Below are 17,995 nucleotides of genomic sequence, written 5' to 3' on the forward strand. Positions count from 1 at the left end.
TGCCGTCAACCGCAGCCTGGGGGAAGTGTCCAGTTCTCCAATGTATGCAGACGATCACTTCACGTGCGACTGGCCTGTCCGTATCGGTTGGCGGTGTCGAAGACATCCTGGGCGTACCTACGGACATCGTTGTACGACAGAATGGCGTTCCACCAGTCACCCGGAATGGTGAGGTTGCGGCCGCCCTTGCAGAGGTACTTTCCGGCGGCGAGGGCGGCGTCGTGAATGTTGTGCGGATCCTTGCGCCCGTCGCCGTCCGCGTCCGCGCCGATCTCCTGCCAGGTGGTCGGGATGAACTGCATCGGCCCGATCGCCCGGTCGTAGGTGGTGTCCCCGTCCAGCTCACCCCGATCCGTGTCGGTGATCCGCATCCGGCCGCCCTGCCCGTCCAGCGGCAGGCCGATGATCTCCGGAGTCGCCCGGCCGTCCAGGCCCAGCCGGGCGTTGTTGAACTGCCCGTGGCGGGACTCGACGAAGCCGATCGCGGCCAGCGTGGTCCAGCTCAGGCCGCAACTGCGCTCGGTCTCGGCGAGCACCAGCTCGGCATAGCCGTACGCCTGCATGGCGATCGGGTCGATGCCCACCTTGGCGCCGACCTCCCGGGCCCAGCCGGCCAGGGCATCGGAGGGACGCCCGGCGGCCGGCGCGTCCGTTGGAATCGCGCCCGGCGGCGGTGTGGCGCCCGGCGGCAGCGCCGAGCCCGGCGGCGCGACGGCACCGGGCGGGGGTGCCTCGGCCGACGGTGGGTTGTCGCCGGGTGTCGTGAGACCGCTGGCGGTGGCGCCGGCCGCAACCGGCCGCGACGAACCGAGGGTGGCCGGCACCAGCAGCGCACCGGCCGCCGCGGTCGCCGCCACCAGAGCGAGCAGGAACATCCCCGGCAGGGCCAGCCGTCCGGCGGGCCGCCGGGACCAGGCGCGGGCCGCGCGGGCCACGGCGCGCGGCCCGGGCATGCGTACGGCGTGCGCGAAGCGCACCCGGCGACGCCGGGCTCCCGGTGGACCGGCGTCCGGTGTGGACCCGGCCGGCTCGCCGTCGGTCCGGGTGGCGGCGTCGGCCTTGGCGGTGGCCGGTTCATCGGTCTTGGCTGCGGGGCCGTCGCTCCCGGCCGCGGCTGCCGGCTGATCGGTTTCGGCAGCGGGATCGTCGGTCTTGGCTGCCGGCTCATCGGTCTGGGCTGCGGATCTCAGCCAGCCTCGGCGGGGCCGCGGCAGCCTGATCGCCGGCCCGTCGGGGGCGGCGTCGGCGGGCGGCGCGGCCGGCCGTAGGGGCCGAAGGGTCCTGCTCTCTTCGCCGTCTGCCACCCGTCGAGTATCACCCATCTACCCGCCAACGTCAGGTCCGGTCGTACCCTGGTGCCATGCCCCGGTACGAGTTCCGTTGCCGCGCCTGCGGCGACACCTTCGAGGTCAACCGCCCAATGGCCCGGGCCGGCGAGCCGGCTTCCTGTCCACAGGGGCACGCCGACACGGTGAAATTGTTGTCCACGATCGCGATCACCGGACGGGGTGGCGGCGTCAGCGGTGGCGCGCCAGCGCCCACCGGCGGCGGTTGCTGCGGCGGTGGTTGCGGCTGCTGAGGTGATCGCGGCGGGCCTTGCCCGGAGGCCGATCCCGATGGCACCTTGGGGCGGAGCCGCGACCGGCCGTTCCTACGATGCGTGACGATCTGGTTTCGGGAAGTATCACGTTGAGGCCAGGGGGGAGGTTCCACGCATGTCGGCACGGCTCCACCTCCCGACCGGCTGGGTGACGTTCGTCTTCACCGACATCGAAGGCTCCACCCGGCTGGCGCAACTGCTCGGTCCCGGTTACCGGCCGGTGCTGGCGGAGCACCACCGCCTCCTGCGCCGGACGATCGCGGCGACCGAGGGAGCCGAGTTGCTGACCGAGGGCGACTCGTTCTTCCTGGCCTTCGGCGACGCCAGCGCCGCGCTGACCGCCTGCCTGTCCGCGCAGCGCGCGCTCGCCGATCACGAGTGGCCCACCCCGGAGGCGGCGCCGCGGGTCCGGATGGGCCTGCACACCGGTTGGGCGGAGCCGCGCGACGGCGAGTACGCCAGCCCCGAGGTGCATCGGGCCGCCCGGGTGGCCGCCGCCGCGCACGGTGGACAGGTGCTCTGCTCCGCCGCCACGGCGTGGCGTGCCGAACCTCTGCCGGCCGGCGCGTCCCTGCTCGACCTCGGCCTGCACCGGTTGCGTGGCTTCGACGACAGGGAACGACTCTTCCAACTCGTCGCACCGGGGTTGGAACGGCAGTTCCCGCGTCCGCGTACCGCCGACGCGGTGGCGCACAACCTGCCGATCCAGGTCACCTCGTTCGTCGGCCGGCAGGCCGAGCGGGTCGAGTTGCGGCAACTCGTCGCCGGGCACCGGCTGGTCACCGTGCTCGGGGCGGGTGGGGGCGGCAAGACCCGGCTGGCCGTCGAACTCGCCACCGACCTGGTCGAGCAGTATCCGGACGGGGTGTGGTTCGTCGACATCGCCGCGGTGACCGACCCCGGGCTGGTGGCCTTCGCGATCGCCGCCGTGCTCGGGCTACGTCCCGAGCCGGGGCGGCCGATGGTCGACACGCTGGTGGAGTACGCTGCCGCCCGCCGGATGCTGATCGTGCTCGACACCTGCGATGCCCAGCCGGCGGCCTGCGCGGACGTGGTCTCCCGGCTGCTCGCCGGTGGAAACGGAGTCCGGGTGCTGGCGACCACCCGGGAGCCGCTGGCACTGCCCGGTGAGGTGGTGTGGCGGATCCCGCCGTTGTCGGTCGACCCGTCACCCGACGGCACGGAGAGCGACGCGGTCGCGCTGCTGCTGGACCGCACCACGGCGGCCCGGGGTGGCCGGGAGCCCGATCCCGCCGAGTCGGCGGACCTGCGGCGGGTGGTGCGGCGGCTGGACGGCCTGCCGCTGGCCATCGAGTTGGCCGCCGCCCGCCTGCGGGTGCTTTCGGTCGGGCAGCTCGCCGAACGCCTCGACGACGTACTCGGCACATTGGACGCCGGGCGGGATGATCCGCAGCCACCGGTCGACCCGGACCAGGCCGACAGCCAGCGGGAGCCCGACCCGGCCCCGGCGGCGCCCCGCGCCTCCCCACCCGCCCAGGCGAACCGGGCGGGAACCCGGTCGGCGGCCGAGCGACACCTGACCATGCAGGCAACTGTCACCTGGTCGTACCGGACGCTCGGTCCGCGCGCCGCGCGGCTGCTGCGCTGGTTGGCGGTCTTCGCCGGCCCGGTCGAGCTGCCGACCGTGGAGTGGATGCTCGGCGACGATCCACTCGACCCGCTCTCCGTGCTGGTGGACAAGTCCCTGGTGCTGGCGGAGCCGCAGGTGGCAGGCGGTACGTACCGGATGCTCGACCCGATCCGGGCGTACGCGGCCCGCCGGCTCGCGGAGGCCGGTGAGGAGGAAGCCGCCCGTAACCGGCACGTGGCCTGGTCGCAGCACGCCCTGGAACGGGCGCACCTTGGCCCGAACGGGCAGCCGGTGACCCTCTCGCTGTACGCGCTCGATCCGCTCGCGGGTGAGCTGCGGGCCGCCCTGCGGTGGTGCGCCACGGGTGGCAGCGCCCGCACCGGCCTGCGGCTGGCCGGTGGGCTGGACCAGTGGTGGCGGGAGCGTGGGCTGGCCCGGGAAGGGCGGCTCTGGCTGTTCCGGCTCTACGGTCGGCTCGCCGAGACCGGCGAGGCCGTTCCGGAGGGGGAACTGGCGGCCGCGTACCACATGCACTCCCTGCATGCCGGGGCGGACGGCGAGTTCGCCGAGGAGCTGCGGTACTCGCAGCGGGCGGAGGCTGCGGCCCGGCAGGCCGGCGATGCCGGCCTGTTGGCCCGGGTCCTCGCCGGGCGCGCGGCCCCCCTGTTCGACATGGGACAGTTCGCCGAAGCCGAGCGGGTCTGCCGGGAGGTCATCGACTGGGCGCACGAGCAGGGCGTCGACTCCGAGGCACTGTTCGCCGTGCTTCGGCTGGCCGAGCTGCTGTGGCGCCGGGGCGCGTTGGACGAGGCGGCGGAACTGCTCGGGGCGGCACGGCCGGTCGAGGCGTCCCGGCCGGTCGACCGGGGCCGCCGGTCGGTGGACATGCTGCTCGGCATGGTCGCGTTGGCCCGGGGTGACCTGGTGGCGGCGCATGAGCATCTGCTGGCGGCGTTGCGTTCGCGGATGAACCACGGCTTCCACGGGCGGGCCTGCGACACGCTGAACGCGATCGCGGTGCGGTGTGCTGCCGGGGGCGAAGCGCTGACCGCGGCCCGGCTCTTCGGCGCGGCACAGGCGACCCGGGCGGGCCTGAGGTCGGCCTCCGGCATCTACGACGCCTACTGGGCCGAGCAGCAGACGAGGCTGCGCCGGGTGCTGGGCGACACCGCCTTCGACGAGGCGTACGGCGAGGGCACCGAGCTGGGGCTGGACGAGGCGGTCGAGCTGGCGCTCGGCGTCGAGCATCCCGACCTGGCCGCCGATTCGGCCCGGTTCGCGGCCCAGGCCGGCGGCATCGTCCCGCGCCAGCCGACCGCCACCGCGGACCGCCACACCGGGCACGCCTGACCACGATCCGACCTGGCCTGCCCGTATGCCCGGCCGGGGGCCGGCCGGGCATACGGTCCGAGTGCAGCGGTCAGGAGCGCGCGAGGCGCTCCGCGTCGACCTTCATCCTCGCGGCGCGGTCGATGTCGGACTGTGAAACGGCGGCGACCGAGCCGAAGATGGAGACCGCCTGGTAGTAGGTCCAGGCCAGGCTGAGGCACGCCGGCCGGACGACGGCGTTGTACGTGGCGCAGACCCGCTTCAGGTCCTCGTAGAAGGCACTGTCCAGGCGGGACTTGTTGGCGCTGAACTGGCCGACCGCCTTGTAGTTGCGTTGACATCCTCCTCGCCCTAAGGGACGAATGCCCCGGACGTCCGACGGCGTCCAGGGCTTGCGCAGCGTCAAGCGCGTGTAGAGCCTGCGCGGCTCCGAGCGCGTGTAGAGCCTGCGCGGCTCCAGGTGTTAAAAAGGGGCCCCTATACAACGCCAGGCGTTAACAGGGGGCCCTTCCTTCAGCTCAGTCGAAGAAGCGGGCCAGGTGGGCGGGGGAGGGGCCGGCGTCGTCGGGGCCGAGCGGGGTGAGATCGGCGAAGATCGAGGCGCCGTCGCTGCCGGCGTGCAAGGGATACCAGCGTGGCGTGCCCGGCGGGCGCATCACACAGACACCCTTGATGGTCTGTACGTCCAGCAGCCGGACATGGGTCGGGTCGGCCACCGCGTTGACATGACCCCACCACGGGCTCATCACGTGCAGCACGCCGCCCGGCCGGAGCGCCCGGTGACACTCGTCGAGCAGCGGCAGGAAGTCGAGCAGATGCTCCAGGATGTGCACCGCGAACAGCACGTCCACCGAGTCGTCCGCCAGCGGCAGGGAACCGGAGAGGTCGGCCACCGCGTCCACGCCCGCCGCCGGGAAGATGTCCAGCCCGAGGTTGCCCGGCCACTGCTTGGTGGCGCCGCAGCCGAGGTCGACCACCACCGGGTCGCGGCCGCCCACCCGTACCCGGCACCAGACGCCGAAGACTCCGGCCAGCCGGCCGACCTGTTCGCGGAGCATCCGTAACTGCCCCGGCTCGTCGACCTCGCCGGTCAGGTGGGCGACGCCCCGGTCGAACCTGACCTCGACCGCCAGCGAGCGCAGCCGGTCGTCGTGTTGAACGCGGTCCGCCCACGCCTCGGCGAGGAACCCGTCCACCGCCCGCAGCCGCTCGGCCGAGGGCGCCGTGTGTGCCATCGCGACCATGCGGCCACCTCCGGCCCGCCGTTACCCCATTCCCCGCCCGGTATGCGAAAGGAAGGGCCCCTTCTTAACGCCTCCGGTATAGGAAGGGCCCCCGCTTAACACTCGGCAACCCGCCCGGCGGCGACGCGTAGCCGGCGGTCGAGGCGTACGACCTCCAGCATCCGCCGGTCATGGGTGACCAGCAGCAGCGTGCCCGGGTAGCTCGCCAGCGCCGACTCCAACTGCTCGATGGCCGGCAGATCCAGGTGGTTGGTGGGCTCGTCCAGCACCAGCAGGTTGACACCGCGCCCCTGCAACAGCGCCAGCGCGGCCCGGGTCCGCTCGCCGGGCGAGAGCGTCGCCGCCGGTCGCAGCACATGCTGGGCGCGCAGGCCGAACTTGGCCAGCAGCGTGCGCGCGTCCGCCGGCGACAGTTCCGGTACGGCGGCTCGGAAGGCGTCGAGCAGCGGCACGTCCCCGAGGAAGACGCCCCGGGCCTGGTCCACCTCGCCGACCACCACCCCGGGGCCGAGCGCGGCCTGGCCGGCGTCCAGCGGCAGCCGGCCGAGCAGGGCGGCCAGCAGGGTCGACTTGCCGGACCCGTTCGCCCCGGTGATCGCCACCCGGTCGGCCCAATCGATCTGGAGGTTCACCGGGCCGAGGGTGAAGTCGCCCCGGCGTACCACGGCGTCGCGGAGAGTGGCCACGACGGCGCCGGCGCGGGGCGCGGCGGCGATCTCCATCCGCAGCTCCCACTCCTTGCGCGGCTCCTCGATCGCCTCCAGCCGTTCGATCAGCCGTTCGGTCTGTCGGGCCTTCGCCGCCTGCTTCTCGGTCGATTCGGACCGTAAGTTGCGGCCGATCTTGTCGTTGTCGGTGGCCTTGCGGCGGGCGTTGCGGACGCCCTTCTCCATCCAGGCCCGCTGGGTCCGGGCGCGAGCCTCCAACGCGGCCCTCGTCCCGGCGTACTCCTCGTAGTCGGCGCGCGCCTGGTGGCGGGCCACCTCCCGCTCCTCCAGGTACGCGCTGTAGCCGCCACCGAAGTGGTTGACCTGCTGCTGGTGCAGGTCCAGTTCCAGCACCCGGGTCACCGTGCGGGCCAGGAACTCCCGGTCGTGGCTGACCAGCACGGTGCCGGCCCGCAGCCCGGTGACGAAGCGTTCGAGCCGGTCCAGGCCGGCCAGGTCCAGGTCGTTGGTGGGCTCGTCGAGCAGGAAGATGTCGTACCGGCTGAGCAGCAACGAGGCCAGTCCGGCACGGGCGGCCTGGCCGCCGGAGAGCCCCGTCATCTCCCGGTCGAGGTCGACGGCGAGACCCAACTCGGCGGTCACCTCCTCGGCCCGCTCGTCGAGGTCGGCCCCGCCCAGGCCGAGCCAGCTCTCCAGCGCGCCGGCGTAGGCGTCGTCGGCGCCGGCTACCCCGGCGGTCAGTGCCTCCGTCGCCGCGGTCAGCGCAACCTCCGCTGCCGCTACCCCGGTGCGCCGGGCCAGGAACTCCCGGACCGTCTCGCCCGGCCGCCGCTCCGGTTCCTGCGGCAGATGCCCGACGCTCGCGCCGGGCGGGCTCACCGTGACTCTGCCGGCCTCTACCGGAAGCAATCCGGCGAGGGTACGCAGCAGCGTCGACTTGCCCGCTCCGTTCGGCCCGACCAGGCCGACCACGTCGCCGGGCGCGACCACCAGGTCCAGCCCGGTGAACAAGCTCCGGTCACCGTGTCCTGCGGCGAGGTCCTTGGCGATCAGCGTGGCGCTCACAAGCAGGCGAGCCTACCCGTCGCGGTGTACGGCCGGACCTCCATGAACGTCCGTGGGCCGGCGGCGGCCCTGGCGGAGTGGTTGTCGCCGCCCGTCGCGCCCGCCTTCCGAGTACGAGGCAGACTCACGGTCGTGCAGACCACTCTGGCGATCGACTGCGGTGGGGGCGGGATCAAGGCATCCGTGCTCGACGGCGCGGGCACCATGCGGGCACAACCGCTGCGGATGCCCACGCCGTACCCCCTGCCACCGGAGCTGTTCGTCAAGACCCTGCTGGAATTGGGTGCCCGGCTGCCGCCGGCGGACCGGGTGACGGTGGGGATGCCGGGCATGATCCGGCACGGTGTGGTTATCGCCACCCCGCACTACGTGACCCGCTCCGGCCCACGCAGCCGGGTCGACCCGGCGCTGCTCGCCCAGTGGTCGGGCTACGACGCCCGAAACGCCCTCGCCGTGGCGTTCGGGCTGCCCACGCTGGTGCTCAACGACGCCGAGGTGCACGGTGCCGGGGTGGTCGCGGGCACCGGCTGCGAGCTGGTCCTGACGCTGGGCACCGGGCTGGGCAGCGCGCTCTTCGACGGCGGGGTGCTCGCCCCGCACCTGGAACTGTCGCACGCCCCGGTGCGCTGGGGCACCACCTACGACACGTACGTCGGCGAGCCGGAGCGCCGCCGCCTGGGCGACGCGTTCTGGTCCCGCCGGATCCGGCAGGTGGTCGACGGCTTGCGTCCGGTCTTCCGCTGGGACCGGCTATACCTCGGCGGCGGCAACGCCCGGCTGATCCGTCCCGAGCAGCTCGCCCGGATGGGCGACGACGTGGTGGTGGTCCCCAACAGCGCCGGCATAGTAGGCGGCGTCCGCGCCTGGGACCTCGCCCCGGTGTAAGGAAGGGCCCCTTGTTAACGCCTGCGGTATAGGAAGGGCCCCTTATTAACAGCGGTTGACAGCCCGGCACCCGGCGCGGGGATGTGCGTCCCGCCAGAAAAGCGCTCGGGAACAGTCGCGGTACGGCCGGTGTTGTGCCAGCGTCGGGAGAGTGGTGCGACACGGAGGGGGTGGGCGGAATGGATCTTCTGGCCGAGTACCGGCGGGCGACCCTGTTCTTCGAGACCGGGGACCCGATCGGCGCGGCCCGGCTGCTCGAACCGATCGTCGAGGCCGAGCCCGACAACGCCGCGGTACGGCAGCTGCTGGCCCGGGCGTACTACCAGTCGGCCCAACTCAGCCGGGCCGAGCAGCAACTGCGGGAGCTGGTCGACCGCAACCCCAGCGACCACTACGCCCACCACGTGCTGGGCCGGACGCTGGAGCGGCTGAACCGGCACACGGACGCCCTGCGGCACCTGCGCATCGCGGCGGCCATGCACAGCTCCGAGAACGACGACAACGACTACACGACCGCCCTGCGGCGGGTTGAGACCAGGGTCGGCGGCGGTGGCCGCTGAGGCCATCCCGGCGGTGTTGATCGCCGAAGCGTGACGCGCGACGAGGGGAAGCCCATCCGGGCTTCCCCTCGTCGTCTCAGCGGAGGGTGGACCGTACGGGCTGCCGGAGCCGCCGGCCGGCGTGCCTACCATGGCCGCATGGGAGCCGACCGGACGGTGGACGCGGCATGAAGCTGAAGCTGGACCTGCACGACATCTTCAACAAGGGCCACGACATCGACCGGGCGCTACGGGGGATCATGGACGAGGCAATGGCGAAGAAGGCCACCCTCGTCGAGATCATCCCCGGCAAGGGTTCCGGCCAGTTGAAGAAGCGGGTGCTGCGCTTCCTCGACCAGAAGGACGTCAAGCAGCTCTACCACCGGGTGGAGAAGGACTCCAAGAACTTCGGTCGCGTCTTCGTACATTTCCGCTGGAAATAAGAGCCCCAGCCTTCGGACCTCCCACGAGATCCCCTGCACGCTGCTGAGCTGCTCAGACGCCTCCCGTCATTTTCCGCCGCCGTTCGCCGGCTACTCGGGCTCGGTTGTCCGGCGCTGCCGCGTGTCGCGGGTGCAGGTCTGACCGCCATCCAGTTCGTAGCGGGGCAACGCGCGGCGTGGGCCGTCGCGCAGGGGTGATGCAACCTTCGTGGACGACCCGTCCGTCGTACGACCGTGATGGTCACCAGAGAGAAAAGACCGCGATGAGGCGGGCCGACGCGGACGACTTCGAGGCCTTCGTCGCAGACCGGATGGACCGCTGGCGACGTAGCGCCTTCCTGCTGTGTCAGGACTGGCACAGTGCCGACGACATCGTCTCGGTCACGGTCGCGAGGCTCTACCGGAGTTGGCGCACGGTGAGTCGGGCGGACAACCGCGACGCGTACGCGCAGCGGGTTCTGACCCGCTGCTGGCTCGACGAGCGGCGCCGGCCCTGGAGCAACCGGGAACAGTCGTGGGCGGAGGTGCCGGACATGGCGGCCGCGGTGCCGGAGGTGGTGACCGACCGGGACGGGCTCGCCGCGTTGCTGCGCTCGCTCGCCCCGAAGCAGCGGGCGGTGCTCGTCCTGCGCTTCTACCTCGACTACTCCGTGGAAGAGACCGCTCGGATGCTCGGCATCTCCGCCGGCACCGTCAAGAGCCAGTCCGCACGCGGGCTGGCGACCCTGCGCACCATCGCCAGTGGACAGGTCTGAGAGAGGAGTGCACCAGATGAGCCATCAGTTGTTCGACGAGTTGATCGGTACCCCACCGCCGCCGGCGGTCGATGTTCGAGGCATCGTCCGGCGGGAACGGCGGGCCAGGGCCGCCCGGCGGCTCGGCGGCTCGTTGGCCGCCGTGCTGGCCGTGGCGATTGCCGGCGGCGTCAGCATCTCCGTACGCGATCAGCAGCCCGGCGGGGCGCTGGCCACGCCGCAGGCCGCTGCCTCCTCGTCCGCCGCGGACACCCGGTTCCGCCTGGTCTTCAGCACGAGTGAGACGACCGGCGCCACCGCCAAACGCCTCGCCAAGGAGCTGGACCGGGCGCTCCGAAAGGTGGCGCCGGGCGCGACGTGGATCTGGATGCCGGAGTACATCGGCGAGCCTCGCAAGCCGGACGGGCAACCGCCGGCGTTCACCCACCAGAGAGAGGACAACTCAGACTTCGTCTATGGCTCCTCCGGCATCTCCTACCAGGGACGCAAGGGCTCCCTGGGCCTGTCGATCACCCCTGACGTGCACCCCGACACGTCCGCCGAACCGGCCGGGATCCACTGGCCGTGCCAGCTCCCGGCGGACATCCAGGAGGACACGCGTTACCGGAGGGTGTGCGAGGAGGGCACGACCCCGAGTGGCGCCAAGATGAGGATCGAAACCTACACCGGCAAGCGGCAGCAGAGCGTGCAGCACCTCGTCTTGATCCAGTTGCCCGACAACCGGGCGCTCGAGGTGGGCGTGCTGAACATGGTCGGGGTCGACGAGTCGGCGGTTCCCGCGCAGCCGGAGTCTCCACTCTCCGTGGAGCAGGTGAAGGCCATCGCCTTGGAGATCGCCGAGCAGGTCAAGGCCTGACAGCCGTCGAGGCGGGTGGGGCAGAGGGCGGGGCGGGGTTGAGGGCGGGGCGGGGGCGGGGCTAGAGGGGGTAGGTGTGGGCTACGGCGAGCAGGTCGGAGGTGTGGGAGCCGGCGATGCCGACGTGGGGTGGGCGGGGGCGGAATCCGGGCAGCTCGTCGAGGCCGTCGCTGGCGTCCATCGCGCGTAGCGCGACCCGCTCCGCCCTCGGCTCGACGGTCAGAGTGATCTCGATTCCCTCGGGCGGTGGGGCGTGGAAGACCACCCCGAAGCCCCACCGGCCGTCGCGCGGCTCGACCGGCACCGGGCGTCCCGCCACCTGGGCGGTGCGGACCGTCGCGGTCGCCGTGTCGACGTGCAGGGTGATCAGGCGTACCGGGCGTTGCGGGGTGAGCCGCAGCCGCAGGGTGCGCTCGCCGGCCGTGGTGGTGTCGGCCAGCACGTCCAGCCGGGGCGCGGGCAGCTCGGTGGCCTGCGCCGGGCCGCCGAGCAACTCGGCGCGGCCGATGCCGGGGAAGTCGTCGGCGACGGAGACCGGCCCGGCCACGTAGCCGGCGGTCCAGGGCTGTGGCGCGGACTCGCGGCTGAGCCAGCGGGCCTGGCCGGTGCCGGTGTCCAGCGCGTACATCAGGTGGCTGGACGCGGGGTGGGCGGCGTCGAACCGGTCGACGGCGAGGCCGATCCCGGCGCACACCACCGCCGCCAGCGCGGCGGCGCCGGCCGGCAGGGCGCCGAGCCGGCGGGCCCGCAGCGCCACCATGCCCCGCTGGCCACCGGCCTGCGGATGCAGCAGGTCGACCACCGGCAGCACGGCCAGGCCGAGCAGCACCGCGAAGAGCGCCGCGACGCCGCCCATCGCCATGCCCAGCGCCGGGAAGAGCAGCACCACGGTCGGCAGCAGCACGACCACCGCCACCGCGGCGGCGGCGGTCGCCGCGATCACCGGCACCGGGCCGTCCAGACGACCGGCCATCGCCACCAGCCCGGCCAGCGCCCCGGCCAGGGCCGGCAGGGTCGCGAGGTACGCGCCGCCGGGCACCAGGACCGCCAGCAGTACGCCGAGCAGCGCCAACCAGGCCAGCCCGCCGATGGCCAGCGCGGCCGGACCGACCCGTCGACGGGTCAGCGCGTACCAGGCGCAGAGGACCGCGGCGGCGATCGCCAGCACGGCCAGCCGGTACCAGGTGGGCCGGTACGGGTCGAGCAGCTCGGCGTAGCCCGGCCGGACGGCGGTGATCCCCGCCCAGAACAGCTGCGCGCCGAGCGGGGCCACCACGATCGGCATCAGGGCCAGCCCGAACCCGGCGACCAGCCGACCGACGGTGACCCGGCCCCGGCGCCGGGCCAGCCAGCCCAGGACCAGCACGCCGGCCAGCGCCAGCAGCGCCAACGGCAGCACCAACACCCCGGGGTAGCGGGCCAGTCCGCCGGGGACCGGGAAGTAGGTGGCGTCCTGGCCGGCGCGCAGGGTGCCCAGGTCGGTCCGGCCGAACTCGCGTACCAGGCCCAGCGCGTTGTCCCCGTGGTGCTGGAGGCTGGCCCGGTCCATCGACTCCGGGGTGTCCAGCGGGGTGTGGTAGATCGCACCGCCGTCGAGGTACGCCGAGTTCAGCCCGACGAACCCGGCGTCGAGGAAGGCGGTGAAGTCGGTGTCGTTGGGCAGCGCGCGGTAGACCTCCACCGCGAACGAGGTGCCCACCGGGTGCGGCGCGCCGCGACCGAAGACTTCGACCAGCGCGGCGTTCTTCGGCGACGTCTCGAACATGATCACCGGGCCGGTGCGGCCCCGCGCCTCCAGGTTGAGCACCACCCCCCTGCCGGCGGCGAGCGGATGGTCGGAGGCGAAGGCCGACGCGCCGCACAGGCACGCCTCCTCCGCGTCGGTGAGCAGCAGCACGACGTCGTTGCGGAGTCGGGGTCCGCTGGTCAGCGCCCGTGCCACCTCCAGGATGGTGCCCACCCCGGCACCGTTGTCGTTACCGCCCGGCCCGCTCTGCACCGAGTCGTAGTGGGCGACCAGGAACACGGTGCCGGTGGGGTCGGTGCCGGGCAGCCGGGTCACCAGGTTGCGGACCCGGGCCAGGGTGGCGCCGCCGGCCGCGCCGGTGAGCTGACCGGCCTCCTCGGCCACGGTGTCCTGCACCTCGGTCTCCAGGCCGAGGCCGCGCAGCACCGCCTCCAGGTGGGCGCGGACCGCGTCGTTCGCCGGGCTGCCCGCCGGATGGATCCGCTCGGCGATGTGCTGTACGTGCGCGTACGCTCGCGGGGCGCTGAACTCCTCGGCCGGCGCGTCGGCCGGCCGGGGTGCCGGCGGGCGCAGGTCGAACAGCACAGCCGCGCCGACGGCGACGAGCGCCACCAGCGCTGCCAGCGCGGCGAGGGGACGCCGGCGGGGCCGGGCGAGGGCACGGTCGGCGGCGGGGCTGGGGGGTGCGCCCACGGGTGGCTCCTCGGGGGTGGGAACTGGGTGGGTAATCATCCCCGATGCCGGCCCAGGGCATCCCGTCGTGTTGTGTGCGAACGTTGTGTAATACAGGATCAGCAGGGCAGCCGGAAGGAGCCCGACATCACCAGCGATCTCCCGCCCGTCGCGGCGGCGACCTGGCCGCACCGGGGGACCGGTATGACCGGTCCCTCCGTCGTGTCGTGGCCCTACCCCCAGGGCGGCAGCCTGAACCTGCCGCCCGGTGAGCGGCTGCGGGTGCTGCTGGTCGAGGACGACGAGGGTGACGCCTTCCTCGTCGGCGAACTGCTGGCCGAGACGAATTCGGGGATCGAGCTGCTGGTCGCCACGAGCCTGAGTGAGGCCCGCCAGCGGGTTGCCGGCGTGGACTGCGTCCTGCTCGACCTCGGCCTGCCCGACGCGCAGGGGCTGGACGGTCTGCGGCAGGTGCTGGAGATGTCCGGCAGCGCGGCGGTCTGCGTGCTGACCGGCCGCTCCGACGAGCATCTGGGCATCGTCGCGGTCGCCGAGGGCGCCCAGGACTACCTGGTCAAGGGCCAGGTGGACGGAGTGTTGCTGACCCGGGCGCTGCGCTACGCGGTGGAGCGCAAGCGGGCCGACGAGAACGCCCGCAGGCTGCGCGAGGTGGAGCTGCGCCAGGCCGAGTCCGCCCGCCTGGAGCGCGGCCTGCTGCCCCAGCCGCTGATGTCCACCGAGCAGATCGCGGTGCACACCTTCTACCGGCCGGGCCGGCACGCCGCCCTGATCGGCGGTGACTTCTACGACGTGGTGCAGACCCGTCCCGACCGGGTCGACCTGATCGTCGGGGACGTCTGCGGGCACGGCGTGGACGAGGCGGCGCTCGGCGTCGAGCTTCGGGTGGCCTGGCGGGCCCTGATCCTCGCCGGGGTGCCGGACGACGAGGTGCTGCCCGCGCTGGAGCAGGTGCTGATGAGCGAGCGCCGGCTCCAGGAGATCTTTGCCACCGTGGCGACGGTCCGGCTGGACCTCGGCGCCAACCGGGCAACCGTACGGCTGGCCGGTCACCCGCCGCCCGTCCTGCTCGCCGGCGGCCGGGTGGCCCCGGTGGCGGCGCCGGGCGGCCTGCTGCTCGGCGTACGCCCCCGTCGGCCCGTCGCCTTCGACCTGAAGTTCGACACCGATGACTGGTCCCTGCTGATGTACACCGACGGCCTGATCGAGGGCCGGATCGGCGACGGCGACGAGCGCCTCGACGTGCCCGGCCTGACCCGCCTGCTCGACGAACCGGCCAGCCGGGCCGTCCCGCTGCCCGAGCTGCCGGCCTGGCTGGTCGGGCGGGCGGAGGAGCTCAACGATGGCCCGTTCGCCGACGACGTGGCGATGCTGCTGGTCTCCCGGGGCGGTGGCCGATGAAGCCCGGGACGAGCCGGTGGACGTGGACCCTGCGCAGTCGGGTGCTGGCGCTGCTCGGCGTCGTCGGCGCGATGCTGCTCAGCGTCGCGGTGGCCGAGGCGGTGGTCGCCACGAAGAACCGCGAGTACACCGATGTGCTGTTGGTGCAGGTCGGGCCACTGCGGGTGCAGGGCGAGGAGCTGCTCAGCGCGCTGCTCGACCAGGAGACCGGGGTCCGCGGGTACGCGGTGACCGCCGATCCCGAGGACCTCGCCTCGTACGAGGGGGGCATGGCGCGGGAGCGGGCGACCGCAACGCGGATCCGGGAGTTGGCCGCCCGCTATCCCGCCATCGAGGCGGAACTGCGCACGGTCGAGCGGCTGGCCGACGAGTGGCGGCGGGACGTCGCCCAGCCGGTGATCGACACGACCGACGTCCGTGGCACCGCGGCCGGGCAGGCGCTGCTGACCGACGAGAGCCGGGGGCGCTTCGACGAACTGCGTACCGGGGTGGGCGTGCTGCAGGAGGAGATCCTGACCGCCCGGGAAGCCACCGCCCGGGACGTGGAGCGGGCCGGGAACCTTCTGGTCGTACTCCTCGTGGTTGCCGGCCTGGTGGTCGCGCTGGCCGGTATCGCGCTGCTGCTCTCGCTGGACCGGATGGTGCTGCGTCCGTTGACGGCCCTGGCCGGGCAGATCCGCCAGGTCGCCACCGGCGACTACGGTCACCGGGTCGCCGGCACCGGCCCGCCGGAGTTCCAGCGCCTCGGCGAGGACGTGGACGCGATGCGCCAGAAGATCGCGGCGGACCTGGCCGAGGTACGCGAGGCGCGGGAGCGGATCGAGTGGGTCAACTCTCAGTTGCAGAAGCAGGCCGAGGAGCTGACCCGGTCCAACCGTGACCTGGAGCAGTTCGCCTACGTCGCCTCCCACGACCTCCAGGAGCCGCTGCGGAAGGTGGCCAGCTTCTGCCAGTTGCTGCAACGCCGGTACGCGGGCCGGCTCGACGAGCGGGCCGACCAGTACATCGCCTTCGCGGTGGACGGCGCGCAGCGGATGCAGCGGCTGATCAACGACCTGCTGGCGTTCTCCCGGATCGGCCGGATCACCGCCGGCTTCACCGACGTCGACCTGAACCGGCTGATGGCCGAGGTCGCCGAGCAGACCGAGCCGGCCCGCCAGTACGCCGACGCGGAGCTGACCTGGGGCGACCTGCCGGTGATCCGGGGCGAGGAACCGCTGCTGACCAACCTGCTGGTGAACCTGGTCAGCAACTCGGTCAAGTTCCGCCGCCCGGATGTGCCGCCGAGGGTGCACGTCTCCGCCCGGCTGGTCGGCGACGAGTGGGAGATCACCTGCCAGGACAACGGCATCGGGATCGAGCCGGAGTACGCCGACAAGATTTTCGTGATCTTCCAGCGGTTGCACGCGAAGGACGCGTACCCCGGGACGGGGATCGGGCTGGCCATCGTGAAGAAGATCGTGGAATACCACGGTGGGCGGATCTGGGTGGACACCGATGTGCCTGAGGGCACCGCGATCCGGTTCACCCTGCCGGCGTTGCCCACCGAAATCGGGGGTACGACGACCGCCGACGGAACGGACGGCCTGGCCACCGGTGTCGGCGGTGCGCAGGAACTCGCCGACCACCCGGTGGACGGTTCGCCCGGCGGCGACGGGTCCGGAGCCGGCGAGGTCGGCGCGGGTGCCGTCGACGCGCCGGACAGCGGTGGCACAGGTGGCACGAAGGAGGCGGTGAGATGACTGCGCCGACGGACGGCAGCAGCCCGATCGAGGTCCTGCTGGTCGAGGACGACCCGGGCGACGTGCTGATGACCCGGGAGGCGTTCGAGGAGCACAAGCTGCGCAATCGGCTGAACGTCGTCTCCGACGGGACCGAGGCGCTCGCCTACCTGCGCCGCGAGGGCCAGCACGCGGACGCGGTGCTTCCGGATCTGATCCTGCTCGACCTGAACCTGCCCCGCCGGGACGGCCGGGAGGTGCTCGAGGAGATCAAGAAGGACGAGCAGCTCTGCCGGATTCCGGTGGTGGTGCTGACCACCTCCGAGGCCCACGAGGACATCCTGCGCAGCTACCAGTTGCACGCGAACGCGTACGTGACCAAGCCGGTGGACTTCGAGCGGTTCATCACGGTGGTCCGGCAGATCGACGAGTTCTTCGTCAGCGTGGTGAAGCTGCCGCCACGTGGTTGACACTTTGCTTGACGATGTCGCCGGGCTGCTGCGGGAGACCGCGGCCCGGGTCGTACTGCCGTTCTTCCGCCGCCTCGACGAGGCCGACGTGGCCGAGAAGGCCCCTGGTGAACTGGTCACCGTCGCCGACCGCAAGGCCGAGGAGATGATCACGGACGGGTTGCGCCGGCTGCGGCCGGGTTCGGTCGTGGTCGGCGAGGAGGCGGTGGCGGACGATCCTGACCTGCTACGCCATCTGCGCGGCGGGGGCGACGTGTGGCTCGTCGACCCGATCGACGGTACGGCGAACTTCGCGGCGGGGCGCTGCCCGTTCGCGCTGATGGTCTCCCTGCACACCGACGGCGAGCCGGTGGCCGCCTGGGTGTACGACCCGCTGGCCGGGACGCTGGCCACCGCCCGGCTCGGCGAGGGCGCCTACCTGGACGGCCGCCCGCTGCGGCTGCCGCCCGCGCCGCCGATCGGCGAGCTGCGCGGCGTCGCGATGACGAAGTTCCTTCCGCCGGCCGCGCGCCGGACGGTCGAGTCCGGCGGACGACTGGTCGGCGAGTTGCTGCCGGGTCAGCACTGCGCCGGCCGCGAGTATCTCGACCTGCTCACCGGCCGGCAGCAGTTCGCCATCTTCTGGCGCACCCTGCCCTGGGACCACGGCCCCGGCACGCTGCTGGTCCGGGCTGCCGGCGGCGTCGCCCGCCGTTTCGACGGCACCGACTACCACCCCACCGACTACCACCCCACCACCACCCACCACGGCCTCCTGGTAGCCGTCACCCCCGACGTCTGGACCCAGGTCCGCCAGGCCCTCCTCCCGACCTTCGCGCGTTGATCATGAGGTTAGCGGCAGTTTGAAGATCGACGACTGCCGCTAACCTCATGATCAACGCGGGATGGTGTGCGGAGGGTGAGGTGGGGGTTGCGGGGGGTGGAGAAGGGGAGGGTGGGGGACTGGGTTGGGGCGGTGGTTCCGGTATCGTGACCGGCGGTTTTGCCAGCA

15 protein-coding genes and 1 pseudogene are annotated in these 17,995 nt (G+C 72.7%); 11 read left to right on the plus strand and 5 right to left on the minus strand.

The window, feature by feature from the left end; genetic code table 11:
- Positions 1–59: 59 nt before the first annotated feature.
- Positions 60–1,304 (minus strand): lytic transglycosylase domain-containing protein, encoded by a 1,245-nt coding sequence (locus tag IEY61_RS07780; RefSeq protein WP_189041972.1) that lies wholly within the window; start codon positions 1,302–1,304, stop codon positions 60–62.
- Positions 1,305–1,360: 56 nt separating this feature from the next.
- Between IEY61_RS07780 and IEY61_RS07785 the strand changes: the two genes are divergently transcribed.
- Together IEY61_RS07785 and IEY61_RS07790 are read left to right on the plus strand one after the other, a co-directional pair.
- Positions 1,361–1,579: an FmdB family zinc ribbon protein gene (locus IEY61_RS07785; protein WP_189041974.1), complete on the plus strand. Its 219-nt coding sequence runs from the start codon at positions 1,361–1,363 to the stop codon at positions 1,577–1,579.
- Between the two features lie 136 nt (positions 1,580–1,715).
- Complete coding sequence (locus IEY61_RS07790) at positions 1,716–4,541, plus strand: ATP-binding protein (RefSeq protein WP_189041976.1); 2,826 nt, start codon at positions 1,716–1,718, stop codon at positions 4,539–4,541.
- Between the two features lie 70 nt (positions 4,542–4,611).
- On the opposite strand, the pseudogene IEY61_RS07795 reads toward IEY61_RS07790, so the two are convergent.
- The 3 genes and pseudogenes from IEY61_RS07795 to IEY61_RS07805 form a co-directional block, all read right to left on the minus strand.
- Positions 4,612–4,854, minus strand: a pseudogene (locus tag IEY61_RS07795) (phospholipase A2); the annotation flags it as partial.
- 184 nt (positions 4,855–5,038) lie between these two features.
- Positions 5,039–5,764, minus strand: coding sequence for a methyltransferase domain-containing protein (locus IEY61_RS07800; RefSeq protein WP_189041978.1), 726 nt, complete (start codon positions 5,762–5,764; stop codon positions 5,039–5,041).
- Between the two features lie 95 nt (positions 5,765–5,859).
- Positions 5,860–7,497 (minus strand): ABC-F family ATP-binding cassette domain-containing protein, encoded by a 1,638-nt coding sequence (locus tag IEY61_RS07805; RefSeq protein ID WP_189041980.1) that lies wholly within the window; start codon positions 7,495–7,497, stop codon positions 5,860–5,862.
- A 132-nt stretch (positions 7,498–7,629) separates the two neighbouring features.
- Between IEY61_RS07805 and IEY61_RS07810 the strand changes: the two genes are divergently transcribed.
- The 5 genes from IEY61_RS07810 to IEY61_RS07830 all read left to right on the plus strand — a co-directional run bounded on the left by IEY61_RS07810 (position 7,630) and on the right by IEY61_RS07830 (position 10,975).
- Entirely contained in the window at positions 7,630–8,382 is a 753-nt protein-coding gene (locus IEY61_RS07810) for an ROK family protein (RefSeq protein ID WP_189041982.1), read from the plus strand.
- A gap of 179 nt (positions 8,383–8,561) precedes the next feature.
- A complete protein-coding gene (locus tag IEY61_RS07815; protein ID WP_189041984.1) occupies positions 8,562–8,942 on the plus strand; it encodes a tetratricopeptide repeat protein in 381 nt (126 codons plus the stop codon).
- Between the two features lie 167 nt (positions 8,943–9,109).
- Positions 9,110–9,364, plus strand: a complete 255-nt coding sequence (locus IEY61_RS07820; protein WP_189041986.1) for a Smr/MutS family protein — start codon at positions 9,110–9,112, stop codon at positions 9,362–9,364.
- A gap of 263 nt (positions 9,365–9,627) precedes the next feature.
- A complete protein-coding gene (locus IEY61_RS07825) occupies positions 9,628–10,119 on the plus strand; it encodes a SigE family RNA polymerase sigma factor (RefSeq protein ID WP_189041988.1) in 492 nt (163 codons plus the stop codon).
- Between the two features lie 16 nt (positions 10,120–10,135).
- On the plus strand, positions 10,136–10,975 hold the full coding sequence (locus IEY61_RS07830) for a hypothetical protein (protein ID WP_189041991.1): 840 nt from the start codon (positions 10,136–10,138) through the stop codon (positions 10,973–10,975).
- 61 nt (positions 10,976–11,036) lie between these two features.
- Here the strand turns inward: IEY61_RS07830 and IEY61_RS07835 are convergent, their stop codons facing one another.
- Positions 11,037–13,415, minus strand: coding sequence for a M28 family peptidase (locus tag IEY61_RS07835; RefSeq protein ID WP_189041993.1), 2,379 nt, complete (start codon positions 13,413–13,415; stop codon positions 11,037–11,039).
- A gap of 183 nt (positions 13,416–13,598) precedes the next feature.
- Between IEY61_RS07835 and IEY61_RS07840 the strand changes: the two genes are divergently transcribed.
- Genes IEY61_RS07840 through IEY61_RS07855 form a run of 4 tightly spaced genes read left to right on the plus strand, consistent with a single transcriptional unit; the run spans position 13,599 to position 17,827 of the window.
- A complete protein-coding gene (locus tag IEY61_RS07840; RefSeq protein ID WP_189041995.1) occupies positions 13,599–14,813 on the plus strand; it encodes a PP2C family protein-serine/threonine phosphatase in 1,215 nt (404 codons plus the stop codon).
- A complete protein-coding gene (locus IEY61_RS07845) occupies positions 14,810–16,555 on the plus strand; it encodes a sensor histidine kinase (RefSeq protein WP_189041997.1) in 1,746 nt (581 codons plus the stop codon). Before IEY61_RS07840 ends, IEY61_RS07845 begins: the two co-directional genes overlap by 4 nt.
- The gene (locus IEY61_RS07850; protein WP_189041999.1) at positions 16,552–17,004 is read left to right on the plus strand and encodes a response regulator; all 453 of its coding nucleotides are present in this window, start codon (positions 16,552–16,554) and stop codon (positions 17,002–17,004) included. The genes IEY61_RS07845 and IEY61_RS07850 overlap by 4 nt, the downstream gene beginning before the upstream one ends.
- On the plus strand, positions 16,997–17,827 hold the full coding sequence (locus IEY61_RS07855) for an inositol monophosphatase family protein (protein WP_189042002.1): 831 nt from the start codon (positions 16,997–16,999) through the stop codon (positions 17,825–17,827). The genes IEY61_RS07850 and IEY61_RS07855 overlap by 8 nt, the downstream gene beginning before the upstream one ends.
- The last annotated feature ends 168 nt before the right edge of the window (positions 17,828–17,995 follow it).

The sequence above is a fragment of the Micromonospora sonchi genome (assembly GCF_014646235.1).
GTDB lineage: Bacteria > Actinomycetota > Actinomycetes > Mycobacteriales > Micromonosporaceae > Micromonospora > Micromonospora sonchi.

Bases quoted from the DNA above. Each gene is read 5' to 3' on its own strand.
- IEY61_RS07785 (WP_189041974.1), top strand. From the start codon at position 1,361: ATGCCCCGGTACGAGTTCCGTTGCCGCGCCTGCGGCGACACCTTCGAG.
- IEY61_RS07790 (WP_189041976.1), top strand. From the start codon at position 1,716: ATGTCGGCACGGCTCCACCTCCCGACCGGCTGGGTGACGTTCGTCTTC.
- IEY61_RS07800 (WP_189041978.1), bottom strand. From the start codon at position 5,764: ATGGTCGCGATGGCACACACGGCGCCCTCGGCCGAGCGGCTGCGGGCG.
- IEY61_RS07815 (WP_189041984.1), top strand. From the start codon at position 8,562: ATGGATCTTCTGGCCGAGTACCGGCGGGCGACCCTGTTCTTCGAGACC.
- IEY61_RS07820 (WP_189041986.1), top strand. From the start codon at position 9,110: ATGAAGCTGAAGCTGGACCTGCACGACATCTTCAACAAGGGCCACGAC.
- IEY61_RS07825 (WP_189041988.1), top strand. From the start codon at position 9,628: ATGAGGCGGGCCGACGCGGACGACTTCGAGGCCTTCGTCGCAGACCGG.
- IEY61_RS07830 (WP_189041991.1), top strand. From the start codon at position 10,136: ATGAGCCATCAGTTGTTCGACGAGTTGATCGGTACCCCACCGCCGCCG.
- IEY61_RS07840 (WP_189041995.1), top strand. From the start codon at position 13,599: ATGACCGGTCCCTCCGTCGTGTCGTGGCCCTACCCCCAGGGCGGCAGC.
- IEY61_RS07845 (WP_189041997.1), top strand. From the start codon at position 14,810: ATGAAGCCCGGGACGAGCCGGTGGACGTGGACCCTGCGCAGTCGGGTG.
- IEY61_RS07850 (WP_189041999.1), top strand. From the start codon at position 16,552: ATGACTGCGCCGACGGACGGCAGCAGCCCGATCGAGGTCCTGCTGGTC.